The organism is Kutzneria sp. NPDC052558 (genome assembly GCF_044547355.1).
Classification (GTDB): domain Bacteria; phylum Actinomycetota; class Actinomycetes; order Mycobacteriales; family Pseudonocardiaceae; genus Kutzneria.
Window position 1 is genome coordinate 92,207 of the sequence record NZ_JBIUAG010000001.1, and the last position, 26,077, is coordinate 118,283.

At 72.1% G+C, this 26,077-nt stretch carries 23 protein-coding genes and 1 pseudogene; 15 read left to right on the forward strand and 9 right to left on the reverse strand.

Features of this window, described 5'->3' with window-relative positions; genetic code table 11:
- Positions 1–5 precede the first annotated feature (5 nt).
- From ACIG5F_RS00420 to ACIG5F_RS00480, 13 genes are all read left to right on the forward strand, one after another.
- Positions 6–575 carry a phage baseplate assembly protein V gene (locus ACIG5F_RS00420; RefSeq protein ID WP_396515078.1) on the forward strand — a complete coding sequence of 190 codons (570 nt, stop codon included), beginning with the start codon at positions 6–8 and terminating at the stop codon, positions 573–575.
- Positions 575–967, forward strand: coding sequence for a hypothetical protein (locus tag ACIG5F_RS00425; RefSeq protein WP_396515080.1), 393 nt, complete (start codon positions 575–577; stop codon positions 965–967). The genes ACIG5F_RS00420 and ACIG5F_RS00425 overlap by 1 nt, the downstream gene beginning before the upstream one ends.
- Before the next feature lie 2 nt (positions 968–969).
- Positions 970–1,644 (forward strand): hypothetical protein, encoded by a 675-nt coding sequence (locus tag ACIG5F_RS00430; protein WP_396515081.1) that lies wholly within the window; start codon positions 970–972, stop codon positions 1,642–1,644.
- Positions 1,645–1,654: 10 nt separating this feature from the next.
- Positions 1,655–2,080 carry a GPW/gp25 family protein gene (locus ACIG5F_RS00435; RefSeq protein WP_396515083.1) on the forward strand — a complete coding sequence of 142 codons (426 nt, stop codon included), beginning with the start codon at positions 1,655–1,657 and terminating at the stop codon, positions 2,078–2,080.
- Position 2,081: 1 nt separating this feature from the next.
- Positions 2,082–3,956: a baseplate J/gp47 family protein gene (locus ACIG5F_RS00440; RefSeq protein ID WP_396515085.1), complete on the forward strand. Its 1,875-nt coding sequence runs from the start codon at positions 2,082–2,084 to the stop codon at positions 3,954–3,956.
- Entirely contained in the window at positions 3,953–5,224 is a 1,272-nt protein-coding gene (locus tag ACIG5F_RS00445) for a hypothetical protein (protein WP_396515087.1), read from the forward strand. Before ACIG5F_RS00440 ends, ACIG5F_RS00445 begins: the two co-directional genes overlap by 4 nt.
- 11 nt (positions 5,225–5,235) lie before the next feature.
- Positions 5,236–5,715, forward strand: a complete 480-nt coding sequence (locus ACIG5F_RS00450) for a hypothetical protein (protein ID WP_396515089.1) — start codon at positions 5,236–5,238, stop codon at positions 5,713–5,715.
- Positions 5,716–5,717: 2 nt separating this feature from the next.
- Entirely contained in the window at positions 5,718–6,218 is a 501-nt protein-coding gene (locus ACIG5F_RS00455) for a hypothetical protein (RefSeq protein WP_396515091.1), read from the forward strand.
- Positions 6,209–6,946: a hypothetical protein gene (locus tag ACIG5F_RS00460; protein WP_396515093.1), complete on the forward strand. Its 738-nt coding sequence runs from the start codon at positions 6,209–6,211 to the stop codon at positions 6,944–6,946. The genes ACIG5F_RS00455 and ACIG5F_RS00460 overlap by 10 nt, the downstream gene beginning before the upstream one ends.
- A 102-nt stretch (positions 6,947–7,048) precedes the next feature.
- Positions 7,049–7,531, forward strand: coding sequence for a hypothetical protein (locus ACIG5F_RS00465; RefSeq protein ID WP_396515094.1), 483 nt, complete (start codon positions 7,049–7,051; stop codon positions 7,529–7,531).
- Between the two features lie 3 nt (positions 7,532–7,534).
- Positions 7,535–8,071, forward strand: a complete 537-nt coding sequence (locus ACIG5F_RS00470) for an Ig-like domain-containing protein (RefSeq protein ID WP_396515096.1) — start codon at positions 7,535–7,537, stop codon at positions 8,069–8,071.
- Positions 8,072–8,100: 29 nt separating this feature from the next.
- The gene (locus ACIG5F_RS00475) at positions 8,101–12,804 is read left to right on the forward strand and encodes a S8 family serine peptidase (RefSeq protein ID WP_396515098.1); all 4,704 of its coding nucleotides are present in this window, start codon (positions 8,101–8,103) and stop codon (positions 12,802–12,804) included.
- 47 nt (positions 12,805–12,851) lie between these two features.
- A complete protein-coding gene (locus tag ACIG5F_RS00480) occupies positions 12,852–13,667 on the forward strand; it encodes a phosphotransferase (RefSeq protein ID WP_396515100.1) in 816 nt (271 codons plus the stop codon).
- Between the two features lie 60 nt (positions 13,668–13,727).
- Here the strand turns inward: ACIG5F_RS00480 and ACIG5F_RS00485 are convergent, their stop codons facing one another.
- From ACIG5F_RS00485 to ACIG5F_RS00495, 3 genes and pseudogenes are all read right to left on the reverse strand, one after another.
- The gene (locus ACIG5F_RS00485) at positions 13,728–14,876 is read right to left on the reverse strand and encodes a hypothetical protein (protein WP_396515102.1); all 1,149 of its coding nucleotides are present in this window, start codon (positions 14,874–14,876) and stop codon (positions 13,728–13,730) included.
- A gap of 199 nt (positions 14,877–15,075) precedes the next feature.
- A pseudogene (gene cysC, locus ACIG5F_RS00490) lies at positions 15,076–15,606 on the reverse strand (adenylyl-sulfate kinase); the annotation flags it as partial.
- A 26-nt stretch (positions 15,607–15,632) separates the two neighbouring features.
- On the reverse strand, positions 15,633–16,703 hold the full coding sequence (locus ACIG5F_RS00495; RefSeq protein WP_396515104.1) for a GNAT family N-acetyltransferase: 1,071 nt from the start codon (positions 16,701–16,703) through the stop codon (positions 15,633–15,635).
- Positions 16,704–16,767: 64 nt separating this feature from the next.
- Between ACIG5F_RS00495 and ACIG5F_RS00500 the strand changes: the two genes are divergently transcribed.
- Positions 16,768–17,982: an MFS transporter gene (locus ACIG5F_RS00500; protein WP_396515106.1), complete on the forward strand. Its 1,215-nt coding sequence runs from the start codon at positions 16,768–16,770 to the stop codon at positions 17,980–17,982.
- Here ACIG5F_RS00500 and ACIG5F_RS00505 read toward each other — a convergent pair.
- The 5 genes from ACIG5F_RS00505 to rox form a co-directional block, all read right to left on the reverse strand.
- Positions 17,937–18,683: a hypothetical protein gene (locus tag ACIG5F_RS00505; RefSeq protein ID WP_396515108.1), complete on the reverse strand. Its 747-nt coding sequence runs from the start codon at positions 18,681–18,683 to the stop codon at positions 17,937–17,939. The genes ACIG5F_RS00500 and ACIG5F_RS00505 overlap by 46 nt on opposite strands.
- Entirely contained in the window at positions 18,680–19,915 is a 1,236-nt protein-coding gene (locus ACIG5F_RS00510; protein WP_396515110.1) for a diaminopimelate decarboxylase family protein, read from the reverse strand. The genes ACIG5F_RS00505 and ACIG5F_RS00510 overlap by 4 nt, the downstream gene beginning before the upstream one ends.
- 5 nt (positions 19,916–19,920) lie before the next feature.
- Positions 19,921–20,643, reverse strand: a complete 723-nt coding sequence (locus tag ACIG5F_RS00515) for a 2OG-Fe dioxygenase family protein (protein ID WP_396515112.1) — start codon at positions 20,641–20,643, stop codon at positions 19,921–19,923.
- Positions 20,644–20,730: 87 nt separating this feature from the next.
- The gene (locus ACIG5F_RS00520; protein ID WP_396515114.1) at positions 20,731–22,020 is read right to left on the reverse strand and encodes an ATP-grasp domain-containing protein; all 1,290 of its coding nucleotides are present in this window, start codon (positions 22,018–22,020) and stop codon (positions 20,731–20,733) included.
- Positions 22,021–22,149: 129 nt separating this feature from the next.
- On the reverse strand, positions 22,150–23,577 hold the full coding sequence (rox, locus tag ACIG5F_RS00525; protein WP_396515116.1) for a rifampin monooxygenase: 1,428 nt from the start codon (positions 23,575–23,577) through the stop codon (positions 22,150–22,152).
- A gap of 62 nt (positions 23,578–23,639) precedes the next feature.
- On the opposite strand from rox, the gene ACIG5F_RS00530 reads away from it, so the two are divergent.
- Positions 23,640–24,794 (forward strand): tyrosine-type recombinase/integrase, encoded by a 1,155-nt coding sequence (locus ACIG5F_RS00530; protein ID WP_396515118.1) that lies wholly within the window; start codon positions 23,640–23,642, stop codon positions 24,792–24,794.
- Here the strand turns inward: ACIG5F_RS00530 and ACIG5F_RS00535 are convergent.
- Positions 24,781–25,974 (reverse strand): MFS transporter, encoded by a 1,194-nt coding sequence (locus ACIG5F_RS00535; RefSeq protein WP_396515120.1) that lies wholly within the window; start codon positions 25,972–25,974, stop codon positions 24,781–24,783. The two genes, ACIG5F_RS00530 and ACIG5F_RS00535, sit on opposite strands and share 14 nt — an antisense overlap.
- Positions 25,975–26,077: the final 103 nt, after the last annotated feature.

Sequence of the window (26,077 nt, forward strand, 5' to 3'; positions counted from 1 at the left end):
AGGTCATGCGCGGCGTGGCTCGGGCCGAGCTGGCGACCCGCCGCGGATCCCGGCTGGCCGTGGTCACCGCGACCCACCCGCACAGCGACGACGGCGACGAGAACAACTACGAGGTCGACGTCCGGCTCAAGCACGAGCCCCTGGACCTGACCCGGGTGCCGATCGTGGTGGCCTACCTCGGTTTCGCCGCCACGCCCAAGGTCGGCGACCTGGTGCTGGTCGAGTTCCTGGGCGGCGACCCGGCCCAACCCGTCGTCGTCGGCTGCCTCTACCACTCGGCCGAACGGCCCCCGCGGTATGACGACGGCGAGATCGTGCTGGCCCAACGGCTTCCCGACGGCGGCGACAACGAACTGCGCTTCGCCAAGGACGGCACCGTGCGCGTCAAGGTCGGCGACAAGATCACCCTCACCCTGGCCGCCGACGGCATCACCCTGTCCGCCCCGGACGTGCCGGTCAAGATCGAATGCCAGGAGCTGGACGTCAAGGGCGACACCACGATCCAGGGCGATCTCGTCGTCAAGGGCGGCGGCGGCTCCACCACCATCAGCGGCCACCAGATCACGGGGGCGTGATGGGACAGCTCAATCTCACCGGCAAGCTCGACCTGGTCGGCGCCCTGGCGCTCAAGGACAAGGTCCTGGTCAACGGCGTCGAGGCGCTGGTCGTGGCAGCCAAGGGCGCCGCGCCCGCGGTGATGCTGCCGCCGCCCAGCCCGGTCGACACCGGGACCGATGTCGCGGTGGTCGCCAGCTTCAACCAGACCGTCACCGCCGGCGGCCAGGCGATCGTCACCCAGGGCGTGACCTTGCAGGGCAACGGCCAGATCTGGCCCGGCATGCTGCTGCCCAGCAGCGGCAACCAGACCGTCACCGCCAACGGCTCGCCGATCAACGTGGTGGGGGACAAGGGAATAACCCTGCCCAGCGGCGGCCAGTCGGTGTTCACCAAGAGCGGGCAGGACTGACCATGGGCGCTGTCGCACTGCGGATCACCTCACCCGTCCACGGGACCACCACCACAACCGGCGCGGTCCAGCTGCACGCCCAGGTCGACCAACCGCCGGCCATTCCGCTGTACTACTACTGGTATTCCAGCCTGAACGTGCCCGCGGACCTGACCCACACGGCGCTCAACCCGACCAGCACGCTGGACTTCCCGGCCACGCTGGAGGTCGGCACGCACGTGCTCACCCTGTCGGCCCGCGACGTCGATGGCGACGACCCCGCCAACGTCCGCCTGGTCACTGCCGGCGGTGTCGCCGGCGGCCCGGCCGGATCACCGAGTCCCTGCGTCATCACGGTCTTCAAGGCGACCCTGCTCGCTCCGGCCAGCGGCGCGACACTGTCCAAAGCGGACACCACGCTGACCGTGCGGGCCCCGTCGGCCTGGGCCCGCCAGGACTACCAGGCGATCAACCGCGTCGCCTACACCTTCATGTTCACCGGGGCCAACCACACCGTCACCCCGTTCGCCCCGACCACGCTGGCCTTCCAGGACGGCCCACCGCCGACCCTGACCTACCGCGGCCCGCTGCCCGCGATCCTGCCGGCCGGCCAGTACACGCTGACCTTGCGGGCCCACGACATCGACCAACCGACCGGCGGCGAGAGCGGCCCGATCCCCGTCACCGTGACCGCGTGAAGGAGCCGAGATGACCATGTCACTGGGCCGGGACCTGCTGCTCGACGGCGTCACTGGCGCGGTCGACGTCGGCGCCGACCTGACCCCCGGCCCGGCCGGCGACCTGCGGCTGGCCGACGGCGACCAGACCGTCGTCCAGGCCCTGGCCATGCGGCTGCGGGTGCGCCGCGGCGAGCTGGCGGCGCTGGGCGAACCGGCCTACGGCTCCCGCCTGCACGAGCTCGTCGGCCAGCCCAACAACGACCGCACCCGGCTGCTGCTGGCCGGCCACGCCCGCGCCGCGATCGAGCAGGACCCCCGGGTGGCGCAGGTCCGCTCGGTCACCGCCACCGCCCTGGCCGGCGAACGCGACACCGTGCGGCTGTCCCTGGACGTGCTGCTCATCGCCGAACCGACGCCTCTCACCCTCGTCCACGACGTGTCCCTGGGGAACTAACGTGACCATCGATCCCGGCCATCCGTTCACGATCTCGTTCCCCGACCTGGTGGACGCGCTGCAGGAGCGCGTCCGGGACGGCGTCGAGCAGCCGGCCGCCACCGGTTTCGTGGTGTCGGCCAACGCCACCTCCTACGAGCTGCCGGCCCAGACCGCCGCGGTCACCCAGGTCGCGGGCACCCGCCACGGCGCCTACGGCGTGTTCACCGCCGGCGTCGACTACCAGCTGCGCGGCAACCGTCTGGTGTGGACGGACGCGGCCAACCCGCCCGACCCCGGCAGCCGCTTGGACGTCGACTACACCTACCGCGACGCGCCGGCCGGGCTGACCGACTTCAACACCGGCAGCGTGATCAGCACCCTGCTGCGGGCCGTCGCCCACGAGATGTCGGCCATGTACGCGCAGATGGACCAGGCCTACCGGCGCGGCTTCATCGACGAGGCGACCGGCGTCGCCCTGGACAACGTGGTCGCCCTGCTCGGCGTGCAGCGCAAGGCCGCGCTGCCGGCCAAGGGCGTGATCACCTTCTACCGCAAGCGAATCACCGACGCCCGGGTGTCGATCCCGGCCGGCGCCCGGGTCGCCGACCGCGCCGGCCGCACCTTCGCCACCACCGCGGCCGCCGGCATCGACACCACCCTCGACGAGCTCGCCATCCCCGGCCCCGACCACACGCTGAGGGTCGCCAACCGCATCGGCCAGCTCACCGGTGTGTGGCCGCGCGACGCCGATCCCGCCACCACGCCGCCGCTGCCGGCCTCGACCGGGACCAATCCGCGGACCGTGACCGTGCAGGCGACGGGGGAACTGCGGGTCCGCTACCGGCCGCTCAGCGTGGACGTCGCCGTGCAGGCGATCACGCCCGGTCCGGACGGAAACGCCGCCCCGGACACGGTTGTGGTGATGCCGACCCCGCCCAGCGGCGTCGACGGCGTGACTAACGAAGCCGCCTTCACCGGCGGCGAGCGGGCCGAATCCGACGACCAGCTGCGGGAACGGGCCAAGCACGCCCTGGAGCGCGCCGGCAACGCCACCCTGGACGCCATCCGGTTCGCGGTCCTCGGCGTCTCCGGGGTCACCGGGGTGACGGTCACCGATCACAGCGGCGACGAGTCGATCCCGCTGGGCCAGGTCTGGGTCCGCTGGGCCGGCGACGACGAACCCGCAGTGGCGCAACAGGTTCTGCAGACCGTGGACCGCACCCGCGCCGCCGGCGTGGTGGCCCGGGTGGAACGGATCGGCGAGGTCACCCTGGCTGGCGCCTGGTACGTGCTGCCGTCGGCGGCCGATGGCGCGACCGCCGGGGCCGCCCAGCTGCTCAAGGCGTTCACCGACGCCCTGGCGGCGCTGCCGATCGGCGAACCGCTGTCCCTGCGGCGACTGGCCGCCCTGGCCTACGGCCGGCCGGGCCTGGAGGAGGTCGCCGAGACGGCCCTGGCCTTCACCCGACCCGACGCAACCACCGGCCCGGTGACCGACCCGTTCCTGGTCGGCCCGACCGAAGTCATCCGCCCGACCGTCGGCCGGCTCGCCGTGGTGGTGATCGACCGGCTCGCGGTCACCGCCGCAGGCGCCGTGATCACCGTGACCCTGCTCGACCAGACCGGCCAGGCGGTTCCGTTGAGCAGCTTCGGGTTCGACCTGATGGTGACGGTGAAGGCCCCGCTGAAGGCCACCACCACCGCAACCCCGGTCCTGGTCGGCCGGCACGCCGTGCCGCTGGCCTTCACCGCCGCCCACAGCGCGTCCTTCACCCTCAAGCCGGCCGATTTCGGTTACAACACCACGACCTACGACCCGCACCTCACGGTCGAACTGGCCCTGGCGGCCTTCCCCGGCGTGGCCGGGACCTCGGTGGCGGTGACCGCGCCATGACCCTGGCCAAGACCCGGGACCTGGCCGCGCTGTTCCCGGACGCCTACGCCGCCAAGGACCCCTCGTCCCTGCTCGGCCAACTGCTCGACGTGGTCGGCGCGGAACTGACCCGCGCCGACGACTCGGTCAAGCGGGTGCTCAAGTCGCACTGGGTGGCCTACGCCAGCGGCCCGGCCCTGGACGGCCTGGCCTCGATCTTCGGGGTGTCGCGCCGGTCCCTGCCCGACGGCGCCATCGAACCCGACGAGACGTTCCGCCGCCGGCTGGCCGCGATCGTGCCGCTGTTCACCGGCGGCGGCACCGTCCGCGCGGTGCTGGGCGCGGTCCGCTCCGCCCTCGGGCTGCCGTTTGACTTCGACGCCGTGGCCCTGCCGGCCGGGCTGCGGGCGGACCTCGAAGCGCTAATCACCTTGACCGAGAATCTCGGCGAGGCCGACAGCCTGACCGGCGAGGCCACCCCCGGCGCCGCCGACACGGCCACGGATCTGCTGCTCCAGGTCAGTTCGGCGTCGGTGCTGCCCAGCGACGCGACGATCACGATCACCCTGGCCAAGGGCACCGGCTGGGGCCTGCGCGTGACCGGCCCGGGCGGCATCGGCGTGGCCAGCCGGGCGGACTTCCTTCTGCAACCCGGAGTTCCGCTGGTGCTGACCGGCACGCCCGGCGCCTTGCGGGCCCTGGCCGGCGGCGTCGAGGTCACCCCGTCGTTCACCGCTCTCGACGGCGCCGGCGCGCCCGTGCTGCCGCAGGTGCCGGACGGGCCGAGCGACTGGCGGATCCATGTGCAGGGCGCGCCGTTCGACTTCGCCCGGTTCGACGTGGACAGCTTCGGCCCGCCGGCCGTGCACACGGTGATCGCCTGGCGGCGCGCGACCCCGCTGACCTTCGAAGTGACCGTCCCGTACGACGTGCGGGGCGCGGTGCAGGCCCTGCTCGACCGCTACAACTACCAGGACACCGCCCGCATCTTCGTGTTCGAGGGCCTGCCGCGGGAGGCGATCCAGGAGGTCGTCGACGACGCCCGGGCCGCCGGTGTCACCGCCACCGTGCAGTTCGCCCAGCCACTGGCCGCCGACCGGCTCGACGCCAACGACGTCGTCCGGTTCCAGCTGACCCAGCGCGCCGCCGAGGACGCCGGCCAGCACGACTCGACCACCGGCGGCGCCGGGGTGCGCGCCGACGAGACCCACCCGTTGACCGACCGGACCGTGCTCGGCGGCGTGTTCGACGTGTCCGTGTTCGACGAGCCGACCCAGGGATTTCTGTGAGGGGAGATGTGATGAACGAACGGATCGACGCGCGCGGCGTGCTCACCGTGCGGTTGACCGACCGGGCCGGCCGGGTGTGCATGGAGGGCCGCTACGGCAACCGGATCGTCAAGTCCGGTCGGCTGATGGTCGCGCAGCAGTTCTCGCCACAGCCCGGCATTCCCGTGCCCGGGCCGATCGGCTTCATCGGCGTGGGCACCGACAGCACTGCCGCCGCCGACGCCCAGACCGCGCTGGTGGCCGAACGCGCCCGCAACCCGATCACCAGCCGCCGCTACGAGGACTTCACCGACGCCACCGGCGCCGCCCGGGTCCGGATCGTGCTGACCACGCTGTTCGACTACAACGACGCCAACGGCGCCGCCCCGCTGACCGAGGCCGGCAGCTTCACCACCGCGTCCGGCGGCACCATGTACAACCGCGTGGTCTTCCCGGCGGTCACCAAGACCAATGCCTTCCAGCTGACGCTGCTCTGGAACGTGGAGTTCTGATCATGGCTTACAACCCTCCGGCGAAAAACGCCGGCGACACCATCCTGTCGGCCGACTGGAACGCCGCCAACACCGAGCTCAAGCGGCTGGAGACGGCCAAGCTGGACCATGCCGGCGGCGTGGTCACCGGCGACCTGACGGTCAACGGCACCCTCAACGCCAGCAAGGTGACGGCCGGCTCGATCCCGATCACCGGCCTGGTCGGCACCAAGTACGTGGTGCCGTTCACCCTGCCGCCCAGCTCGTCCACCAGCGGGACGGGGACATTCGACTCCGCGTTCGAGCCGGCCGACTCGGCCACCGGCATCTGCCTGCTGTACTTCCCGGTCATCACCTCGAGCAACGCCACACTCTCGTTCGCCCTGACCTACGTCAACCGGCTGGACTCGGCTTCCAACAAGCAGGTCGTGGGGCCGAGGCTCACCTACACCAATCTCAGCTCCGCCCTGCCGGTCTCCGGCACGCTCTACATTTACGCGGTGAAGGGCGGGCCATGGGCCTGACCACGGCGGTCGACGGGCTGCTGCGCGCCGGCCTGCCCGGTCTGTTCGGCGGCGCGTCGCCCCCGATCGCCCTGGCCGTGACCAGGGTGGACCTCATCGTCGACCCGCTCCCGCAGGCCACCGCCCTGAGCGAGCCACGCGCCTACGACGGCGTCGACACCCTGCCGTTCGCCGCCGCCGGCCCGTACCAGCTCTCCCAGCCGCCGGCCGCCGGCCCGCGCCGGGTGTGGCTGGCGCGGGACACCGGCCGCCTCACCCTGTCCGACGCCCAAACGGTCTGGGACGCAACGGATCCACGCAAGTTCACCCTCGTGCTCGACGGCGTCGATGTCACGGGGGTGACCGGCGTCGGCGTGCAGTACATGGTGATCGCCGTGCGCACTGACCTGACGGCCACCGAGACCGTCCACATCGGACTGACCGGGGACCCGGCGGCGGTGGAGAAGGCCGAGTCCCTCGTGCTGGCGGCAGTCGCCCTGGACCGGGCCACGCTGCTCACCGCCAGCACCGTCAACGATGGCGTCTACGGGTCGACCGTCGTCACGGATTCCCTGACGGTCACCGGCTCCAGCACGATCGACGGCGGCCGGGCGATCGCGCTCAAGGCCCACCTGCGCTTCACCGGCAGCCGCGCGCTGCGCGCCGACGAAGGCGTTGCCATCAAACACATCGGCATCCCCGGCAGTGTCGGCCGCCCGGTCGACATCGCCATCGACGTCGACGCCTGACGATGGTGCGCAATGCCCTGCGCCATCGGGCAGAACCGACACCGCAAGATCCAGATGCCCATTAGCGTCCTACCGATCCGACCATCCTCAAGGGGGACACCAATGTCCGACTTCGCCGCCCTCGCCCAGGCGCTCGCCGTCGTGGTGCAGGACTACACACCGTCCTTCACCCCGCACCCGCTGCCGCCCGGCCCGGTCAACGACTCCTCGCCGATCAACCTCGACTTCAACAACCTCACCAGCGAGCTCAGCAAGATCGCCACCAGCATCAAGGCGGTCAACCAGGCCGCCACCAACCTGGACAGCCAGATCCAGGCGGTGGACGCCAAGGTCCGGCAGATCGGCCTGTCGGTCACCACCGCCATGAGCAGCGGAGCCAGCATTCCCATTCCGGCCGGCTTCTCGCTGGCCGAGACCCGCTTCTTCGCCATCCCGGGCTGCTACAACCAGACCGTCAACAACAACCTGGTGTCCTTCCAGCTCACCCTGGACACCAACGGCAAGGTCACCTACGACGTGCCCAACAGCGACAGCCGGTTCAACGTGGTGACCGGGGTGGCCCTGTCCCGCCAGGGCGGCTGGTGACCGGTGCTCATCGTCTACGAGCGGGACACCGAGAAGATCGTCGGCTCCTGCGTCAGCGTGTTCGACGGCAGCGACTGGCGCGAGGCCACGGTGGAGGAGCTGTTCCGGCATCGGGACACCTCGAACCTGGCCGGGCTGATCGTCGAGGCCGACCCGCGCTACAACATGTACGGGCCGGACGCCTTCCACTTCGTGCACGACGAGCACGGCACGGTGATCGGCATCGAGCACAACCCGCCGGTGCGGCTGAGCTGCGACCTGCCCGACACCGACGGCGACGGCCGGCCGGAGCTGCTGGCCGACGGGCAGTCGGTGGCCACCATCACCGCCACGCTGGCCGAGCCCAAGGCCGGTGTCGAGGTGTCGTTCGCGGTCAACCGCGGGCTGCTGTCGCACAGGACCGTGACCACCGACGAGAACGGCGTCGCCACCGTGCGGCTGCGCAGCATCGCCGAGACGGTGCTGGTGCGGGTGGAGGCCGACGCCGACGGCCACCGCGCCACCGAACTGCGGCTGGAACTGGTGCCGCCGGCGTTCTGACCGGCCAGATCTGAGATCGAGGGAACAGGGTGAAGGTTTCGCTGCGACTGGCGGACGACAGCGGGCAGCGCGCCGCGCAGCTCGCGTATCTCGCCGACAACGGGGTCCCAGTGCTTCGGGATCTCGGGCAGGTGCAGTACGCGTCGGTCACCGCCTCGCAGCGGGATCGGCTCGCCGGCCAGGGCTTCGTGGTGTACGAGCACGTCGAGGCGGACGTGCTCGACCTCCCGGTGATGGCCCTCGATCCCAGCGAGGGAGCGCCGGAGCCGACCGACGAGTGGGCCGCGGCGGCCGACAGTCCGTATCGGCTGGTCCTGTTCGAGACGCCGCCGGACGGCTCGGAGCTGACCGCGGTCGGCGGCATGCCGGTCCGGGACATCCCGGCCAACGGCGGCGTGTTCCGGTTCGACCGCGTGGCCGATCTGTCCACAGTGGATGCTGTCCGCTGGTGGGGTCCCTACCACCCGGCCTACGCTGTCGACTTCACCCTGACCACCCGCGGCGAGCCGTTCACCGTCGAAACCCTGCGGCAGCTGGAGATCGACCCCGACGCCCTGCCCGCCGGCGAAGGCGGGAACCTGCGGGTCGCCCTGTTCGACGACGTCGACCCGGAGGCGACGGCCGCCCGGATGACCGCCGCTGGCGTCACGGTGGTCCTGGTCGACGGCCTGTCGGTGGTGGTCGCCGCGACCGCCGCCCAGCTGTCCACAGTGGCGCGCGTCCCCGGCGTCGCGGCGCTGTCGGTCTACGCCGAGTCGCAGCTCACGCTCAACGCCAGCCGGGTGATCGTCGGGGTGGACCAGGTCCAGCGGGGCGACTCGTTCCGGGTCGACCTGGACGGCGCCGGCGAGATCGTGGCGGTCAACGACAGCGGCATGGACAACGGCATCGCCGACGAGACCAACCACGCGGACTTCCTCGGCCGGGTCCTCGGCGTGCCCGGGGAGATCAGGGCCGACCACGACGACCACGGCACCCACGTGGCCGGCATCATCGCCGGCGACGGCTTCTCCAGCCTGCCGACCGGCAAGCCAGGGCCGCCGGTGGTCGTCGGCATGGCCCCGGCCGCGATCATCATGCCCCAGTTCCACCGCACCGCGTCGGTGGCCAGCGCGCTGCGGGCGCTGCGGTTCGGGGCCCGCGTGCAGAACAACTCCTGGGAGCGCACGCACGCCCCGAGCGACAACCTCTACACCGACATCAGCCGCGACCTCGACCGGCTCCTGTTCACCCACCCCGACCTCCTGGTCGTCTTCTCCAGCGGCAACGAGGAGGTCGACTTCGTGCCCGCCCACGGCGACGGCGTGCTGGACGGCCGGTCGCTCAAGGACGAGCACGTCGCCAAGAACACCCTGTGCGTCGGGGCCACCGAGAACTTCCGGCGGCAAGGCGGCGAGTCTGACAACTACCGCCGGGCCGCGGCCCGGTTCCCACATCGCTGGGACCACCCGGCCTTCGACGCCACCGCCGGCTCGACCAAGCCGTACTCGATGTCCGACAACGTCAGCGAGGTCGCGCTGTTCAGCAACCGTGGGCAGGTCCGCGGCCCGGCCGGACCGGTCGGCCGGATGCGCCCGGACATCGTCGCGCCGGGCACCAACATCCTGTCCACCAAGTCCGGCTCGGCCCCTCGGTCGCACCCCTACGAGCTGCCGCCGCCCGGCATCTCCCAGACCCAGTACGTCGTGTTCTGGGGCACCAGCATGGCCGCCCCCCACGTCAGCGGCGCGGCGGCGCTGACCCGGCAGCACTACCGCACCCTCTACGGCCGGCTGGCCCGCCCGCAGCTCCTCGACACCCCGACCGGGTTCACCTCGCTGCCCACGGTCACCCAGCATCCGGACGGCATCGCCACGGCCTGGGTGAACAACGGCCGGATCCTGGCCGTCCGGGCCACCGCCGGCTCGCTTGTCTCGCTGGGGCTGGCCCCGACCGAGCTGGCGTCGGGCGTGGGCGACGATCCGGCGCCCCGCCTCATCGGCGAGTTCCTGGTGCACCGCAACGCCGATCACGGCGTGGTCGTCACCAAGCTCGGTCGGGACCTCAACCTCGACACCACCTTCGGCGCCGGCGGCCGCGTGACCGTCACCGCCAACGCCGCGACCACCCGTCCGCCGGCGCTTGTGGTGGCGGCCAACGGGATCGGCGTGCTGTGGGCCGAGGACGCCGACAATCAGCTCCGATTCACGGTGCTGGACAAGGGAACCGGGGCCGTCACCACCGCCGCCCGGGTACTCGGGCCCGCGGCCAAGATGTCCGCGCACGGCGGCCTCACCCACGACGGCGACGCGTTCGTCGCCACCTGGACGGAATCCGCCAACGGTCAGGACCGGCTCCGCTGCCAGCGGCTGGACGGCGGCAGCACCTCGGTCGTCCAGCTCGACGGGCCGGCGCTGAACGAGCCGTACCTGGCTTGGGACGTTGTGGCCCAACACTTCCTGCTCATCTGGTGCGACGGCGACGGCGTGCCGCACCTGCGGGTGCTGGCCAAGGACCTGTCGGCCATCGGGTCCGACGTCGTCCCGTTCACGCCGACGCCCGGCCGGACCGTGCGGCGGCCGTTGATCGCCCCGCATCCGGTTGCCGGCGCGGTGTTCTGCTGGGAGGACGACACCCAGGACCTCGGCCGGTTCGACGTCTACCACGCGCTGCTCGGCCCGCACGACCTGCTCGCCGGCACACCGCTGCGCATCTCCGACACCCCGTTCGCCACCAGCGGTTTCGCCGCCACCGTCGACCCGGCCGGCGCGGCCGTCGTGGTCTGGCAGAGCGACGACGAGGTCAACGGCGGCAAGAAGGGCGTGCACACGGTCGCCATCACCACCGGCGGCGCGTTCCGGGCGGCGGAGGACCCGGCCACGCCGATGATCGTGAGCGCCCAGTTCGTCCCCCATCTGCTGGCCACGCTGTCCCCGTCGGCATCGAGCACGTCCATCGCCTGGGCCGGCGGCTCCCGGTTCCTGCTGCGCACCGACAACGGCCGTGCCGACCTCGTGCGCACCAACGCCGACGGCAGCCCCGACCCGGCGACCCCGGCGCCCGGCAGCTACGGCGCGTACCGAACTGCCTTGCAGTGGAACGAAAACGGCCTGCTCGCCGCCGTGACCCCGGAACACGCCGGCGGCCCCACCGTGATCAGGCTCGACGCCCAGGGCGCCCCGGTCGGCAGCCCACGAACCCTGGCCGGTGGAAACGGCCACGGCGCGAGCCCCGGCCTGGGCCGAGCCGGGGCGTTTCACCTCGTCGCCTTCACCGCAGGTCTGGTGCTGCCCAAGGAAATCCACCTGGCCACGCTCACCGACACCCTGGCCGACGGCGGCGACGTGCACACCCTGGTGCCGGCCGTGCCCGACGGCCACACCGTCAGCACCGCCGCCCACAGCTGGTTCTCCTACGCCGAAGACCTGGCCCTGGCCGCGTGGACCGACCACAGCGGCGCCCACACCACGGTGAACATCGCCCGCAGCCGCCGTGGCCGCACCTTCACCAGCCTCGGCCAGATCCCGCTGACCACCGTCGCCGGCGACGCCGACAACGCCGTCCTCGCGCCCCGCCCGGTCGGCATCGTCGCCGCCACCGCCACCCAGCGCCAACACCTCGCCGCGTTCCAGTTCCGTTCCGCCGCAACTGATCCGTGGGAGATCCGGGCCACCCGCCTGGACCGCACCGGCACCCCGACGGCCGCCGCCCGTGACGTCCGCGTCGTGTTCCCGACCGCGCCCGGCTGGGCCGCCGGCCTCGACGCCACCGACCCGCAGCTGGCGTGCACGTACATCGACGAACCCCACGCCAACCCCGGCCTCGACGCCACCCCGGCCCAGGTGTGGGGCCTGTGGAGCCCCGCGTTCGGGCTGGCCTTCCTCGGCCGGCCGACCACGGGCGGCAACCGCACCCTGTACTTCACCGTGATCGACGAGAACGGCGCCCGGCTGTCGATCCCCAGCACCCGGCCGGGCAGAACCACCCCGACCACGGTGACCACCCCGGCCCCGCTGACCCCGGTCAGCGACACCGCCGCCGACGTCGTCGACTACCAGCTGACCTGGACCGGCCGTGCCTTCTGGCTGTCGTGGATCGAGGACGTCGCCGGCGTTCGGCAGCACCGGCAGACCATGCTCACCCGCTACGGCAGCCGCAACGCCTACGACACCCCCAGCGCCGCCCTGATCAAGGCCACCCTGCTCAACGGCGCCGCCAACCTCGCCGACGTCGCCCTGCCGGCGCTGGCCCAGGGTTACGGCTGGGGTCGCCTCGACGTGCAGCAGGCCCTGATCCCGCAGGAGCCCGTCACGTTCCACGCCCGCGAGGACTGCGTCGGCCCCGGCGGCACCCTCGAGTACCAGTTCGACGTGCCCGCCGGCACCGGCCGCCTCCGGGCCACCCTCGTCTGGGCCGACCCGCCCGGCGCCGCCGTCCGCCAGCCGATCACCCTCCACGTCGAGCCGCCCGGCAGTGGCCTGTACGAATACCGAGGCAACCACTTCTCCGGCCCCGTCAGCCAACTCGTCCGGCAGACCGACCCGCTCGCTCCCGTCCGCGACAACGTCGTCCAGGTCATCGTCGACGGCCCCCAACCCGGCCGCTACCGCGTCCGCGTCCGCGCCGGCGCCTTCGCCGCCGCCCCCGAACTGCAACTCCCGCTCCAGCCCGTCGCCCTGGTCGTCGTCGGCAGCGGCAAGTCGACTCCGCTGTCCACCCCCGACACCACCCCGGTCGGCCCCGAGGGACTCTGAGCTCTTCGGGATACTGGGCCCGGCGATCCCGGCAGCGATGGGGGAGTATGCGGGCCTCGGAGGTCGGGCGTGCGGTGGCGGCGGCCGTGGAGATCGCCTCCGCACTCGGCCTGGCCGTCGAGGACACGGTCGTGCTCCAGGCGTCCAACAAGATCACTGTGCGGCTGCTGCCCGGCGACGTGCTGGCCCGGGTCGCGCCGATGGCCGAGCAGGTCCTGGGGTTCGAGGTCGAGCTGGCCCAGAGACTGGCCGCGTCGTCGAGTCCCGTCGCCGCACTTGCGCGGCCGGGCGTCTACGAGCGTGACGGCTTCGCGGTCACGCTGTGGACCTACTACGAGCCGACGTCCGCCCCGAGCACGCCCGCCGACTACGCCTCGGCGCTTTTCCGGCTGCACCAAGGGCTTCGCGCCATCGACATGCCCACGCCGCACTTCACCGACCGGGTCGCCGAGGCCCAGCGGCTCGTGGCCAGTCGCGACGACACCCCCACCCTCGCCGACGCCGACCGTCAATTCCTCGGCGACACCTTGCGCGACCTGCGCCGGACGGTCAGCGCTGCGGGCGCCGACCAGCTCCTGCACGGCGAGCCCCACCCCGGCAACCTGCTCGCCACCGCCCACGGCCCCCTGTTCATCGACCTCGAAACCTGCTGCCGTGGCCCCGTCGAGTTCGACCTGGCCCACGCCCCGCCCGACGTCGCCGACCACTACCCGGGCATCGACCCGGACCTCCTGCGAGCCTGCCGCACCCTCGTGCTCGCCATGATCACCACCTGGCGCTGGGACCGCCGCGACCAATTCCCCGACGGCATTCGCCTGGGCCGCGAATGGCTGGAGCAGCTCCGCGCCCTCCACCGGGATTGACCGGCGGCCCTCGCAGTACCTGGATCGCCCGGAATCCCTGAGGCCGAAATTCTGAGGGGATCAGGTGTCTTGGCCGGGGCCGAGGGCTGTTCGGGCGGCGAGGCGCAGGGTGGGCTCGTCCGCGTCGAGGGCTTGGCGGAGGGTGGCGCGGAACATATCCAGCCGTTGGGTGGCGGCGAGGAGTTCGGACTGGGCACGGGCGAGGTCGGTGCGCAGAGAGGCGATCTGGTCGTGCAGGGGAGCGAGGGACTCGGCGTAGGTGCGGCTGGCGTCGGCAAGCTGGGTGGTGAGGGAGTCGGCGCGGTCGGCGGCGACGGACTGGACGGCGTGGAGGCGTTGGTCGAAGTCGGCGGCCTGGGCGCGGAGACGGGTGTCGGCGTCGAGGGTGAGGGCGGCGCGGAGCTGTTGAGTGGCCTCGGCATGGTCGAGACGCAGCTGCTCACGGTGCTGTAGGGCGGCGGCGCGTTCGGTGTCGAGGGTGGACTGGAGCTCGGCGACGAGGGCCTGAGTCTGGCTGACCTGGTCCAAGGCCTGCTGCCGGACGGTGTGGGCGTCGTCCCGGGCCCGCTCGGCGGCCCGCTGATCGGCCACGGCCTGGTCGCGTTCCCGCAGCGCCTCGGCGGCGCGGCGGTCGGCCGCCTCACGTTCGGAGCGGTCAGCGGCGGCCTGCTCACGAGCCTCGGCGGCTTCGGCCAGGGCCCGATCGCGCTCGGCCAGGGCCTGGTCCCGTTCGGCAGTCGCTCGGTCGGCGTCGGCCAGGGCCTGCTGGCAGCGCTCCTCGGCACTGGCCTTGGCCGCGAGGGCGTCGGCGGCCTCGCCGGTGACCCGCGCGCTGAGGTCGGCCACGGTCGCCTGCACTGGCTCCAGGGCATCGACCAGCGCGGCCAGCCCGGTGTCCAACGCCCCCAGGTCCACGGCAGTCATCGGCTGGTCGGGCCCGTACAGGTGCACCCAGATCTCACGGTGCTCGTCCAGCATCGCGCACGTGATCACCTTCGCCCCCCAGTTCCCGTACCGCTCGGGGTCGGCGGGGCAGTAGGGCGTCGGCCGCCCCCCACGCGGCGAGATCTCCGGCAACTCCCGCCCGCAGTACGCGCACCGGGCCCCACCGCCGGCCGTCAGCGCCCGCAGTGTCGCCTCGCGACGCTCCTCCCGATCCCCACGCCGCACCGGGGGCACCAACCGCCGTTCACCTGCGTCAACGCTCACCCAAGCGACCCTACAGCAATAGGTATCAAAACTCTAACTGGCATGTTCTAGATACATAACTCAAACTGCGGTCCCACTCGATCCAGTCAGAGTCATATGGATAAGTGAGATTATTGATATGAACAAGCGAGGGGTGGCTGCGGCCACCCAGAAGGGGATCACCAGGCCCGCGATCGTCACGGTGACGAAACGGAAAGGGCTAGTGGAGCAGGGAGATGACCAGGTCGGCCAAGGCGGGGGGACGGCCGTCGGAGGGGCGGAGGACGAGCTCGGGCGCGAGGGGCGGCTCGTAGGGGGCGTCGATGCCGGTGAAGCCGCGGAGGTGGCCGGCGCGGGCCTTGGCGTAGAGGCCCTTGGGGTCCCGGGACTCGCAGACGGTGATGGGGGTGTCGACGAAGACCTCGAAGAACGGCACGCCGGCGGCCAGGTGCGAGGCCCGGACCTCGTCCCGGCCCTTGGCGTACGGGCTGATCAGGGCGGCCACGGCGACCAGGCCGGCGTCGGCGAACAGCAGGGCCACCTCACCGGCGCGGCGGACGTTCTCGAGGCGGTCCTGCTCCCCGAACCCGAGGTCGGAGTTGAGCCCGTGCCGCAGGTTGTCGCCGTCGAGCAGGTACGCCGGGCGGCCGCCGGCCACCAGCCGCCGCTCGACCTCGACGGCGATGGTTGACTTCCCGGCCCCGGACAGCCCGGTGAACCACACCGTCGCGCCGCAGCGGCGAGCGGCCCGGCTGGCGTGACGGGTGATGTCGCCGGTCATGGACGCGCGGCCGCGGCGGCAGCGAACTCGGCGTGCAGGCCGGGGTCGAAGGCCTTCACGTAGGCGTGTTGCAGCACCTGCCGGCAGCCGCGCCGCCGCTTGGCGTCCTCGGTCCCGGTCGAGTAGTGGATGGTTCGAACCCCGTCGCGCTGGGCGCGCGAGACCAGGTCGTAGAACAGCAGTCCGAAGTAGACGGGCACGCCCTCGATCGCCGCGTAGTCGAAGCCGGTGGTGCGCACGTACAGCTCGTCCCGCCACCGGAACACGATCACCGAGCCGACCGCGCGCCCGTCTCGGTGCGCGAGGGACACCATGACCTGATCACCGAGGGCGGCCACGAGGGTGTCGCGCAGCCGACGCACAGCCTTGTCGTCGAAGGGACTGCCGTACTTGTGGTTGAGCTCGGCCTCCAGTTCGTCGACGCGGTCGGCGATGTCCGGGCCGAACGGCCGGTGCGTGAAGGAAACGCCGGCCCGCTCGATCTTGCGCATCTCCGGCCGGACCGCCTTGACCGCGTACTCGCCGAGCGACCGCACATAGTCCTCCAGCGAACCGGCCGGCACGTCCAGCACCGAGGCCCGGGCGTGCGGGAAGCTGGCGTAGCCCCGCTCGGCCAGCACCTGCCGGGCCACCTCGTTGTCGTCGTCGACGTAGAGCATGCCGACGCTGCGCAGCCCCCGGTCGAGGGCCGCCGCCTCGGCGGCCGAGGCCAGCGCCCGGGCCGCTGCGAGCGGATCGGCGGCGCGGGCCAGCCCGAAGCCCGTGTGCCCCGGGTTCCGGCCGCCGAGAACGAGCGCGGGCATCAGGCGGGCTCCGAGATCGCCGGCGTCCGGAAGGAAATTGCGGACCAGGAATTCGATCCGGCAGAACGGGAACGGGGAATCGACGGACAGCGGATAGCACGGCAGCGTCGCCGATTCCGTCAGCAGATAGAACGGGGGAATGTCGGCGGTGCGCTCGGCCACGTCCAACCACCCGGTCGAGCCGTAGAAGGCGTGCTGGGCCAGGGTGGAGTCCCACTGCTCCCGGTCCAGATCGGCCAGCGCGCCCACCTGCCGGACGTGCATGTTCGCCTCGCCCCCGTTTCCTTGACCGGACGGTCCGGCCGTTGATTTACTCGGTGTCATGTCGATGTCCGATGTAATTCTCCGCAAGGCGCTCGGGGCCTCTATTCCGCCGGCCACCCGCGCGCCGCTGGCCTCGATCGGGGTCAACTTCGCGGCGTTGTCGGTGTTCGCCACGTTTTTCGGCCCGTGGCTGGTGGGCACGCTGGGCGCGAGCGCCGCCGTGGCATCGACGGCGTACCTGGTGGCGGGCATCGCCGGTGTCGGCGGCGGATACCTCGGCGGCCGGCTCACCGACCGGCTCGGGCCGAGGCCGGTGCTGCTGGTCGGCGGCGGACTCCAGGTGGCGGCCATCGCGGTTCTGCTGATCCCGGGCATCGGCGTCGGCGTGGCGTGCGCGGTGCTGGTGATCATGACGTTCCTGCAGCCGGTGCGCGGCGTCGCGCAGCGGATCGCGCTCGCCTCGTCGGTGCCCGACGAGGAACGCGACGCCGTGTTCTCCGGGTATCGGCTGGTGGTCAACCTCGGCTCGATCCTCGGCCCGCTGCTGGGGGCGGGCCTGGTCGCCGTCGGCTGGGAGGCGCTGCACGCCGAAGTCGTGGCACTGTACCTGCTCTCCTTCCTGCTCGGCCGGCGCGTCGTGGCCGAGCGTCCGACCCCGCCGGCCGCACAACCCGCGAAAAGGCGGGGCCTGTTCGGCGACTGGCGGCTGTACGGCCTGATGCTGGCCAGCACCGCGGCATGGACCGTGGTCTACGGCTACGAGACGGTGCTGCCGATCGCGCTCACCGAGGACTACGGGATGTCCCCGTCGACCTGGGGCCTGCTGTACTCGCTGGGGCCGATCCTGGTGGTGTTCCTCCAGCTGCGGATCACCAGACTGCTGTCGACCCTGCCCCCGGGCCGCCCGCTGGTGGCCGGCGCGGTGCTGATGGGCGCGTCGTTCCTGGTCCTGCTGGCCGTCGGTTCGGCGCCGCTGGCCGTGCTGGTGGCCCTGGTGGTGCTGTTGATCGTCGTGTTCGTGTCCGGCGACATGATCTGGGGCCCGGCCAGCGAGGTCGTGGTGCTCCGGGTCGCGCCGCCAGACCGCCGCGGCGCCTACGTGGGTGTGCTGACGTCGTCGATCTGGCTCGGCAGCGCGCTCGCCCCCGGCATCGGCCTGCCGCTGCGGGCGGGCTTCGGCAACCCGGCGCTGTGGGGCGCGTTCGCCGGGGTCGGCGTGCTGTCGGCGGTGCTCTACGTCGTCACCGACCGGTACGCGAACCGCGAGATCTCCCGGTAGATCTCCACCGCCCGCTCGTACATCCCGGCCCGCTCGGCCGGGATCTCGACCTCGCCCTCGGGCGTGGGCGGCAGGATCGTGTGGCTACTTTCCAAGGTGTGGTGCCATTTGCTCTGCGACAACTCCTCGTCCGGCCGCCACGCCCGGATGCGTCCGTCCCGCCAGTGCAGCATCGCCTCGTCGAACTCCAGCCCGATCCGGCCGCAGTAGTCGCGCAGCACCTCGCCCGGCCGGACGCGGAACTCGTCCCCGTCGACCACCACCGGCTGCGCGTCCCGGACCCGGGTGAACAGCCGGTGCAGCGCGGTGAAGCCGAACTCGTCCTCGGTGAAGTCGGGCTTGAGCGGGGTCAGCGAGCGCAGCACGGTCCTCGGGTGGCGCACGATGAACGTGTTGGTGACGGCGGCCAGCATCTCGTCGGTCAGGTACGGCTCGGCCTGGAACGCCAGGTCCTTGGTGAACCGCACCGGCCGGTCGCCCGCGACCATCAGCCGGGCCGCGTCGGCGGCGGTGAAGGCCTCCTTGTCGGGCTGGCGGCCGTAGCGTGACGAGCGGCGGTCCCGGCTGAAGTAGTAGCAGTCGGTGAATGGCTCGTGGGCGACGGCGGCGTCCGCGCGGCAGGCGAAGGTCTTCTCGAACGCGGTCGACACCGAACGCGGCACCGCCCACAGGGCGACCGCGTGGAACTGTGGGCGGCTCATCTCACGTCCTCGAATCGGAAGATGTCCTCGTCACGCTCGGCCCGCCAGCACAGTTGGCCGCCGTCGGCGGAGATCGCCGCGACCGCCGCCCGGGGCCGGTTGAAGCTCGTCGCCCGGGTGACGCTGTATGCGCCGGCGTCGTGCACGGCGACCAGGTCGCCCGGCCGGATGTCCTCTGGCAGCAAGGCATCCAGCGAAAACACGTCGCCCTCGTAGCACAGTGGGCCGCCGAGGAAGAACGACTGCTGCGGGGCATCCTGGCGCAGCGCCTCGTACCGGTGGCGCTCGGCCACGCCGGCGGTCGGCAGCAGGTTCAGGCCGCCGTCGAGCAGCACCCACGTGCCCTCGCCGGTGCGCTTGACCGTGGCCACCGTGGTCAGCAGTGTCACCGTGTCGGACACGACCCGGCGGCCAGGTTCCCAACACACCTGGACCCCGGACAATCCGTTGTCCGCCAACGCCTTTCGCGCGCCGGCGACCAGCTCGGCCGGGTCGAACACCGGCTGCGGCGGCAGGCCGCCGGTGGCCGCGCGGACCTCGCTCAGCCCGGCCACCGCGCCTTTGATCCGTTGGATGCCCGGCACGCCGAACCCGCCGCCCAGGTTGAGCAGGTCGATCCCGCCCACCCCGGCAACCCAGGCGATCACCTCCTCCAGCGCGGCCAGCAACGCCGGCACGCTGGTGATCTGCGACCCGAGATGGCAGTGGATTCCCCGTAACCGCAACGAAGGGCGCTGCCGAATCGCCCGCACGAGACGATCGGCGTCGGCCAGCGGCCAGCCGAACTTGGACGGCGTGGCCCGCTTGGGCAGCGGCGGCGCGCCGGCGTAGACATCCTGCGGCGGGAAGACCCGCAGACCCACCTCGACCGGCCGGCCGAGACCTCCCAGGAAGTCGATCTCCTGCTCGCCGTCGATGTTGACGAACACGCCGGCGTCGGTGGCGGCCCGCAGCTCGTCCTCGGTCTTCACCGGCCCGTTGAACACGATGTCCTCGGGCCTGAACCCGGCGCGCAACGCGGCCCGCAGCTCGTAGCCGGACACCACGTCCACGCCGTAGCCGCGCTCCCGGACGATCTCGGTGACCGCCGGCAGGTAGTTCGTCTTCAGCGAGTAGAGCAGGCGGTCGGGGGCCACGGCGCGGGCCAGCCCATCCAGGTTCGCCCGCAGCCGATCGGTGTCCAGCACGTACAACGGGGTGCCCCAGCGGGCGCCCGCCTCGACGAGGTCCATGCCGGTCAGCCCATTCCGGCCGGCACGGTGGACGCGCCGTCGCCGGCCATCGCGGCCCGTTCGAACTCCTCGCCGTACTTGCGGTTCTCCCACGAGTTGATGGCGATGATCCACAGGTCCCGGTGCCCGCCGGTGTCGTCGAGCGCGGCGATGTCGGTGGCGTTGTGCCACATCGCGCTGTCGTCGTAGACCAGCGCCTGATTGGGTTGCAGCGTCACCTCGAAGAACGGCTCGCCGCCGCCGCTGGGCATCAGCTGGTTGGTGCCGCCGGTGATGTTGTGCCGGCCGAAGACCGCCAGCATGCCGTACTCGTGGCCGTCCCGGTGCGGGCCCTCGGGCACCGAGATGCCCTGGATCTCCGGGGTGCTGATCACCCGGCACTGGTGCACGTTGAGCTGCCACGCCTTGCCCCGGTCCAGCCCCAGCGCCGTCGCGCCCGCGTCCAGCTGCGGCGACGGGTCGATGCGCAGCGGCGGGAACGGCCGCTGCACGCCGCCGACGAAGCCGTTGACCATCTTGGGTTGCAGGAACGGGCGGTAGGGGAGCAGCTCCAGCGCCCACCTGTCGTGGTCGGCGTCGAAGGTCATGCGGAACTGGGAGAACCGGCGGTAGCGCTGCTTGGCGCCGGTGAACTCGTCCCACGGCAGCGTCTCGAACTCGGCCAGCACTTCCGGCGCCGGCGGCGGAATGTCGATCACCTTGTACTTGCCGTCCCAGGGCGCGGGCATGGTGGGGGCCTCCAGCTCTGTCGGGTTGCGTGCAGGGTTGATCCGCCCCCGGCCGGCGAGCGGCCACGGGCTGGTGGTGGGAAGAGGTCAGCCGACCTCGAGGTCGATCTGGCCCAGCGCGGCGTCGGCGCGGCGGCCGGCCTCGGCCGGTGTGCCGCCGACGGCGACGACGTGCCCGAGCAGCTCGTGGTTGCTGGTCGGCAACGCGATCTCGTCGCCCGGGCCGACCTTGACCTCGACCTCGGTGACTCCCGGGATCCGGGCCGCCAGGTCGAGGCCGTGCACGGCGGTCACAACGCCAGGGCGGCGGGCCGCCAGGTAGCGGGAGGCCGCGGCCCGGCGCCGGGTGGCGTCGAGATGCGGACGCTGGCCGAGGTGCATGCGCAGCACCTGTTCCAGGTAGGGGAAACCGAGCGCCTCCTCGACCAGCACGGCGATCTCGGCCCCGCCGATGCGGGCGTTGACCTCCACCAGCCTCGGCCCGTCGGCGGTCATCTTGATCTCGGTGTGCGCGGCCCCGAAGTCGAAACCGATGGCCGCCAACGCGTCCACGGCGGTCCGCGCGAGCGGCTCGGTCACCTCGGACGGCAGACCGGACGGGAAGCTGTCGCCGGTCTCGGCGAAGTACGGCGCGCCGCCCAGGTTCTTGTCGGTGACCCCGAGAACCTGGGTGCGGCCCTCGAACGTCACCGACTCCACGCTCACCTCGTAGCCGACGAGGTACTCCTCGATCAGCACGCCCGGGCGACGCCGCTGGCCACGGGCGTCGTGCGGCACGTCCGCGATGCCGTGGAACAGCTCCCGCACCCGGTCCTCGGTGAACGCCAGGGCGACCCCGGTGCTGGCCGACTCGGTCATCGGCTTGACCACACAGGGGAAACCGACCCGGCGCGCGGCCTCGACCGCCTCCCGCTCGGTGGCCGCGTGGGCGAACCCGGGCGCGGGCACGCCGGCCTCGGCGCAGACCTGCCGGGTCGCCAGCTTGTCCCGGGCCGTGGCCGCCGCGCGGGGCGACAGGCCGGGCAGTCCCAGCTTCGCGGCGGCCTCGGCGACCAGCGGCAGGTTGTAGTCGCAGTGGGTGTAGAGCGCGGCCAGCGGGCCGAGGCGGTCGACCGCGGCCAGGATTCCGTCCACCGAATTCGTGTCGCCGGTAATCACTTCCGACACGTGCTCGGAAAGCGTCTCGGCATACGTTTCGATGCCGCGATAGCGGTCCGGATCATTGGTGACGAACACCGTTTCGTGCCCGAGTCGGCGTGCGACCGCCAATGGTCGAATACCGCTCGTGGACAGCTGCGCCTCGACAACGACAAAGATTCCCGCAGGCACCCGGCACCGCCCCCATTGTCCCGCTCTCCCCGCCAGTGCCCCCGACACTAGCGGCCGGGCCGGCCGGACGCAATGTCCATCGGTGTCCGAGGTGATCGGTTACCGCGCCACCGTGGGGCGTACCTGTCCCTTTAGGGCAGAAACCGACGGCTCCGTTGCGCCGACCGGCCGGCGAAATCATCGACGGGAAACGCCGAACCAATCACGGAATCGATTGAGCAGGGATTGCTGGTCGTCGCCGACCCACACCACGTGTCCGTCCGGCCGCAGCAAGGCGGCCGGCACGTCCAGTTCCGCGCCGGTGTCGACGACGTGGTCGACCCGGTCGGCCCAGCCCTGGACCGACAGCCGCCCGGTCTGGTCGAGCAGCAGCCCGCGGCCGGCGTGCATGAGCCCGAACAGCCGGCCCCTGGTCAGGGCGATGTCCCGCAGCCGGCGGCCGACCAGGGGATGGGGGTCGCCGAAGTCGTAGCGGATGTCGATGGCCATGATCTTCGCGGCCAGGTGCCGGCGCACCTCCTCGAAGTCCATCAGCTCCGCCAGCAGCCGCCGCACCGCCTGCGGCCCCGGCTCGGTCGACACCAGCTCCATCTGCGCCCGGGTGTTGATCAGCACGTCGGCGGCGACCGGATGCCGCTCGGTCTCGTAGGTGTCCAGCAGCCCGGCCGGCGCCCAGCCCTCGACCGCGGCGGCCAGCTTCCAGCCGAGGTTGAACGCGTCCTGCACGCCCAGGTTGAGGCCCTGCCCGCCCATCGGCGGATGCACGTGCGCGGCGTCGCCGGCCAGCAGCACCCGGCCGTCCCGGTAGCGCTCGGCCTGCCGGATGGCGTCGCCGAACCGGGACAGCCAGCGCGGCGAGTGCGCGCCGAAGTCGGTGCCGGCGGTCGCGACCAGCTGCCGCCGGAACTCCTCGAAGGTCGGCGGCGTGGCGCGGTCCTCGGCCACCCCCTCGGCCGGCACCACCGCCCGGTACAGGCCGTCGCCGATCGGGCCGATCCCGAACCGCTTCTGCTTCTTGCGGATCTCGGTCGTCACGGCGAGCAGCGTCTCCGGCGACGCCGTCACCTCCATCTCGCCCAGCAGGGTGTCCGCGCTGCTGGGCTCGCCCGGAAAGCCGATGCCCAGCAGCTTCCGCACCGTGCTGCGGCCGCCGTCGCAGCCGACGACGTAGCGGGAGCGCAGCTGGTCTCCGTCGGCGAGATCGACCGTCACGCCGTCGTCGTCCTGGCTCAGGCCCACCACCTCGCACCCGCGCCGGATCTCCGTCCCGACCTCGACCGCGTGCTCGGCCAGCAGCCGGTCCGTGGTGGGCTGGACGATGCCCAGGAGGTAGCCGTGCGCGGTGTCCAGGTGCTCCGGCGCCGGCTTCTCGATGCCGGCGAACGCTCCCCGGGCCGGGTGCTTGCGGCCGACGGCCAGGAAGCGCTCCAACAGCCCGCGCTGGTCCAGCACCTCGATCGTCCGCGCGTGCAGGCCCAGCGCCCGAACCACCTTCGTCGGCTCCGGATCCCGTTCCAGCACCACCACGTCCACGCCGTGCAGCCGCAGCTCGGCGGCCAGCATCAGTCCCGTCGGCCCGCCGCCGACGATGATCACGTCTCGCATGGTTCCCCCCGTTGTCGCAGGCACTGTGGCAGACTGCCCGTGATCAAGATAGGGGAGTCGACGTGACGTTGGCGGTGCTCGGCGAGGACAAGACGGCCCGCGAGCGGCTCCAGGAGTTTCTCCGCGTCTACGCCTCGGTCAACACGCGCCTCGCCTACGCCACCGATCTGGGCGTCCCGCTGGAGTGGGTGCCCGGCTACACGCCGCCGGACCCGACCCGCCGCCGCGGTCGCCGGCGAGCCGAGCCCACCGGCCTGGAGTGGCTGAACTGGTGCGCCAGCAACGAAATCCGGTTCGCCGACGTCCGGGTGGAGCACGTGGAGCGCTGGCTGGCCGAGCTCGCCGACGCCGGCTACAGCGACGCCACCCGGGGGCGGATGCTGTCGGCGGTGTCGGCGTTCTACACCAAGTACCTGCTGCGGGAGGGGCTGGCGACGCGGAACCCGGTGTCCCTTGTGGACCGACGGGCCCAGCACCTGAACAAGCCGGCCGGCACGCCGTCGACGACCAAGCGGTGGTCGTTCCAGGCCTGCCGGGCGCTGCTGATGGCGGCCTACCTGCTGGCCGAGCGCAGCCGCGACGGCAGGCGCGACCGGGCGATGGTGGAAATCCTGGTGGGCACCGGGGTTCGGGCCGACGAGCTGGTCGGCGTCAACCTCGCCGACTACCGACGGGCCGGCCCGAACGACATCGGCGTCCTGCGTGTGCACGGCAAGGGCGGCAAGGACCGCGAGGTGGCGCTGGCCCCGCCGGTGGCCGATGCCCTGGAGGACTACCTGGCGGTCCGCGTCGAGCCGGCGGTGCCGGCGCTGCCGGGCCAGGTCGGCACCGCCACTCGCCCGATCTTCATCACCAGCACGGGAAAACGCGTCCACACCTCGCACCTGCAAGCCGTGCTGACCAGGCTCTGCCGGACCTTCACGGAGCCGCCCAAAGCCCCCTGGCTGCGGGATCTGCTGGCGACCCCCGACGGGGAGTTCGTCGCCACCCACCTGGCCCCGCTCCGCGACACGATCCACCCGCACTCGGCCCGCCACTCCTACGCCACCCACGCCGTGGAACGGGGCGTGCCGCCGAGGCAGGTGCAGCGCGACCTGGGCCACTCGGCGCTGGCCACCACCGAGGGCTACCTGCACGACGAGGACAACGTCCGCAACTCCGCCGCCCACGAGCTCGCCCCGGCCCTGCACCGGGGCTGGCTGGCTACTTCCGCCTGAGCAGCGCCGCGATCCCGGCCGCCACCAGCATTCCGGCCTGCACGTCCAGCAGAACGTCCAGGCCAACGACGCCGACCAGGAACCCCGCCAACAGCGTGCCGACGGTCTGCAACCCGGCAAAGCCGGCGTACACGGCGGCCAGCACCCGGCCGACCTGCTCGTCGGGCGCCCGCAGCTGCACGGCGGTCAGCGCCGCCGACTGGGCCACCACCGCCGGCGCGCCGACAGCGGCGAAAAGCACCACGTAGAGCCAAAAAGTCACGGTCAGGTGGGGCAGGTTCCAGACCAGCGCCGAGCACAGGCCCAGCGTCAGGATGCCCAGCCCCATCATCCGCACCGCGCTGACCCGGTTGGCCACGGCGGCGATCAGCAACCCGGCCCCGACGCCGCCGACGGCCTGGATTCCGCGCAGCAGGCCGACATCCGCGTCGCCACCGTGCAACGGACCGGTCACGAACACCACGAACAGGACCAGGAACATGCCCTGCCCCAACGCGATCAGCGCCAGCGACACCCCGGTGGCCCGCAGCGCCGGGTCCCGGAACGCGCGCACCCCGTCCAGCCAGCCGCCCACGTCGGCCCGCACGGCCTCCACGTGCACGCCGAACCGCGGCACCAACAGCAGCGCGGCGATCACCAGCGCCGCCAGGTAGCCGGCGATCACCCAGCCCAGGCCCCACACGCCGAGCACCAGCCCGCCCAGCGAGCTGCCGGCGAGCCGGGCGACGCTGCTGTTGAAGCCCATCAGCCCGTTGGCCGAGGCCAGCCGGTCGGCCCCGACCAGCGCCGGCACCAGGGCGTTGCGGGTCGGCTCGAACAGCGAGGCCAGCGCCGACTGGGCGGCCATCACCAGGTAGATCACGGCCTGCTGGCCGCCGAACAGCAGCGGCGCCGACACCGCGGCCTGGGCCAGGCACACCACCATCAGCACCCGCCGCCGGTCGAACCGGTCGGCGATCATCCCGGCCGCCGGGCTGACCAGCAGCATCGGCACGATGCCGGTCACCATCACCAGCGCCGTCGAGCCGGCCGACCCGGTGGCCTGGTAGACGTAGACCGGCAGCGCGACCTGGAGCATCCACTCCGCGGTCTCGGCAAACAGCCCGGACAGCCACAGCCGCAGGAACGCCGCGTGCCGCAACAAGCCCGGCACCACGCCGGGCGCCGTCGAGTCGACCACGATCCCCCAGATCCGAAAGAGTCCTTCAGACCTTGTCAGCGCCCCACGCCGCCGGCAATCCGCCGAAGGTCGGCCACCGTTTCCCCCACCCTAGGGCACCCGC